5 protein-coding genes are annotated in these 3,173 nt (G+C 64.5%); all 5 read left to right on the forward strand.

What is annotated here, in order from left to right; all coding sequences use genetic code 11:
* A partial coding sequence (locus V3572_RS11275) for a hypothetical protein (RefSeq protein ID WP_332111095.1) occupies positions 1-309 on the forward strand: 309 nt, incomplete at its 5' end.
* Positions 310-392: 83 nt separating this feature from the next.
* Positions 393-668: a cytotoxic translational repressor of toxin-antitoxin stability system gene (locus V3572_RS11280; RefSeq protein ID WP_332111096.1), complete on the forward strand. Its 276-nt coding sequence runs from the start codon at positions 393-395 to the stop codon at positions 666-668.
* On the forward strand, positions 637-972 hold the full coding sequence (locus V3572_RS11285; protein ID WP_332111097.1) for a helix-turn-helix domain-containing protein: 336 nt from the start codon (positions 637-639) through the stop codon (positions 970-972). Before V3572_RS11280 ends, V3572_RS11285 begins: the two co-directional genes overlap by 32 nt.
* 56 nt (positions 973-1,028) lie before the next feature.
* A complete protein-coding gene (locus V3572_RS11290; RefSeq protein ID WP_332111098.1) occupies positions 1,029-2,030 on the forward strand; it encodes a cation diffusion facilitator family transporter in 1,002 nt (333 codons plus the stop codon).
* Between the two features lie 20 nt (positions 2,031-2,050).
* A partial coding sequence (gene hemW / locus V3572_RS11295) for a radical SAM family heme chaperone HemW (RefSeq protein ID WP_442877377.1) occupies positions 2,051-3,173 on the forward strand: 1,123 nt, incomplete at its 3' end.

Raw genomic sequence — 3,173 nt, forward strand, 5'->3', positions numbered from 1 at the left:
GGCTTAAAGCCCGCCGTGGCCGAACCGTTGGTCCTGGGCATCACCCAGGCCTCCCTGTCCACGGATTCCTTCATCTCGGCGGCCTCCTTCCAGGAGACCACCAAGGTGCTCACCGAGGCCTCGCTCATGGGCAAGGAAGACAGCCTGCGGGGGCTTAAGGAAAACGTCATCGTGGGACGCCTGATCCCGGCCGGAACCGGCTACCGCAAGTATATGGAATGCGAGATCATCGTGCCGCGCCAACCCGAGCGGCCCGACAAGTTCCTGGAGGATCTGGAAGAGGATCCGATTCTGGTCGACATGCAATAATCCGGCGGCAGTCCGGTACCGGGAGGGGGGCCACGGCCCCCCTTTTTCATTTGACATGATATCAAAAAAAAGTATCGAATGCGATGTGGACGGTGCTGCTTTCCAGCCGGGCGCGCAAGAACCGCCGCACACTTCCGGCCGCCATCGAAGCCGCCTTCAAGGTCTTGCTGGCCGATCTGGAATACGTCGGCCCGAACCGCGCCAACTGGGCGAATTACTCCAAGCTCGGCAGCCAGACGCATCACTGCCACATCAAAAAAGGCCGTCCCACCTATGTGGCCGTGTGGCGTGTGGAGAAAGGACAGATTCGGATCATCGAGGTGACGTATGTTGGAACCCACGAAAAAGCGCCGTATTAAGGCCGTCGAGCTGTGCGTCATGGTCAGGTCTGACCGCGTCGAGGATGCCAGGCGGGCCGTCACGCCGTTTCTGGCGGATGACGAAACCGTGCCGTGGCGTGAGGTCTATCCGGATTTCAGTCCGGCGGACGGCCTGCGCGGGGCTAGAATCAAGGAAGGATTGACGCAACGGGCGCTTTCCGCCCTGGTGGGCGTCCCGCAGCGCCATATTTCCGAGATGGAAAACGGCAAGCGGTCAATCGGCAAGGTCATGGCCAAACGGCTGGCGGACGCCCTGAAGATCGATTACCGGGTGATGTTGTAATCTCTGGGGTTCGCCGGATTTGGTCTGGCGAAACGTCCCGGGTTGGACGCTGCGTTATGGGTGAAACACCGGAGAGAAATCCCCGCGCCGCAATCATCGCCGCCTCGGTCTCCCTGGCCGTGGGCGCGCTGCTTATGGGCATCAAATTCTACGCCTACCATCGCACCGGCTCCTCGGCCATCCTGTCCGACGCCATGGAATCCATCGTCAACGTGGCGGCGGCCCTGTTCGCCCTGGTCAGCGTGATCTACGCCGCCAACCCCCCGGATTCCGAGCATCCCTACGGGCATGGGAAAATCGAATTCTTCGCCGCCGGGTTCGAGGGTTCGCTGATCATCGTGGCCGGATGCGCCATCATCTGGGAATCCTGGGACAAACTGTTCGCCCCTGTGCCCCTGGCCAATCTGGACCTTGGCCTGCTGCTCCTGGCGGGTTCCGGCGCGGCCAACCTGCTTTTGGGGCTTGGCCTGATGCGGGCCGGAAAGCGCCTGGGCTCGGTGACGCTCACCGCCGACGGGATGCATGTCCTGACCGACGTGTATACCTCGGGCGGCGTCCTGGTCGGGCTCTTTCTGGTGCGCCTGACGGGCGTGTACTGGCTCGATCCCGCCGTGGCCTGCCTCATGGCCGCAAACATCCTGGTCACGGGCTACAGGCTCATGCGCCAGGCCTTTGCCGGGCTGATGCAGGAGGCCGACCCGCGGCTTTTGGACGAGATCTGCGTGGTGCTGTCGACGAAACGGAAATCCGCCTGGATCGGGATTCATCGCCTGCGGGCCTGGCGCTCCGGCAGCCGGGTGCACATCGACTTCCACCTGATCCTGCCCCGGGATCTGTCCCTGGAGGCGGCCCACGCCGAGGTGAACGAGGTGGAGGACATCCTGCGGGCGAAGTACGGCAACCAGGCCGACCTGCTCATCCACGCCGATCCCTGCCACGTGCAGGAATGTCCCGAATGCAGCCAGGAACCCTGCGACTCCCGCGTCGACGCGGCCCGGACGGGGTGTCTGTGGTTCGGCGACACGGCGTCCCGTGGGCGCGAGGCCCCGGACACATGAGCGCGGGGGAGGGGACCGGTCTGCGCCTTTACGTGCATGTGCCCTTTTGCCGGGCCAAGTGCGCCTACTGCGGATTTTTCTCCAAGCCCCTGGACATGGCCCTGCTGGAGGATTTCGTCCCGGCCCTGTGCCGGGAGATTCGGTTTTACGCCAAAAAACATCCCCAGGCCGAGATCGAGACGCTCTATTTCGGCGGCGGCACCCCAAGCCTTCTGCCGCCCTGGGCCTTGTCCCGGATCATGAAGGAGCTGCACAAGGCCTTCCGCTTTGGGCCCGGCCTGGAATTCACCTTCGAGGCCAATCCGGATTCGGCCCTGGACGGGGCGTATCTGCGGCAACTGCTCGGATACGGCGTGGGTCGCCTGAGCCTCGGGGTGCAAAGCCTCACCGACGAGACGCTGTTTCTGCTCGGGCGTCCCCACGACGCAGCCACGGCCCGGGCCGCCTATTTCGCCGCCCGTCAGGCCGGGTTCGCCAACATCGGCCTGGATTTTTTATGGGGATTGCCCGGCCAGCGCCTCTCCCAGTGGCTGGCGACGCTCAAGGCGGCGGTGCGCCTGTCGCCGGAACACCTGTCCTGCTATGGGCTGACCCTGGAACCGGGAACGCCGCTGGCCGCCCGGATCGAGTCCGGGGAGCTGCCCCAGCCGCCCGAGGCCGAGCAGGCGGAGATGTTCGTTCGCGGGGCCGAGTTTTTGGAGTCCGAGGGCTACCTGCATTACGAAATCTCCAATTTCGCGCGCATGGGCTTCGTCAGCCGCCACAACTCGGGCTATTGGGAAGGCCGGGACTATCTGGGGCTGGGGCCGTCGGCGGTGTCCACCATGGACGGGCGGCGCTTCGAAAACCCCCGGGACATCGGCCGGTACGTGGCCCTGTCCAGGAAGGGGCGCTTTGGCGAGGACGCCACGAAACTGACGCCGGAGGAACTGGTGCGGGAGATGGTCATGCTGTCGCTGCGCACCACCAAGGGCCTCGACCTGGCGGCCTACCGGGCCCGGGCGGGGCGGGATTTTTTGAAGGACAACGCCGGGCTGGTGCAGGCCCTGCGCCAAAACGAGCTTGTGCGCTTAAGCTCCGGGCATCTGCGCCTGACCAAAAACGGGCTTTTAGTCAGCAACGTGATCCTGGCCCGGTTGAGCT

This window comes from Desulfolutivibrio sp., from assembly GCF_036584575.1.
GTDB lineage: Bacteria > Desulfobacterota > Desulfovibrionia > Desulfovibrionales > Desulfovibrionaceae > Desulfolutivibrio.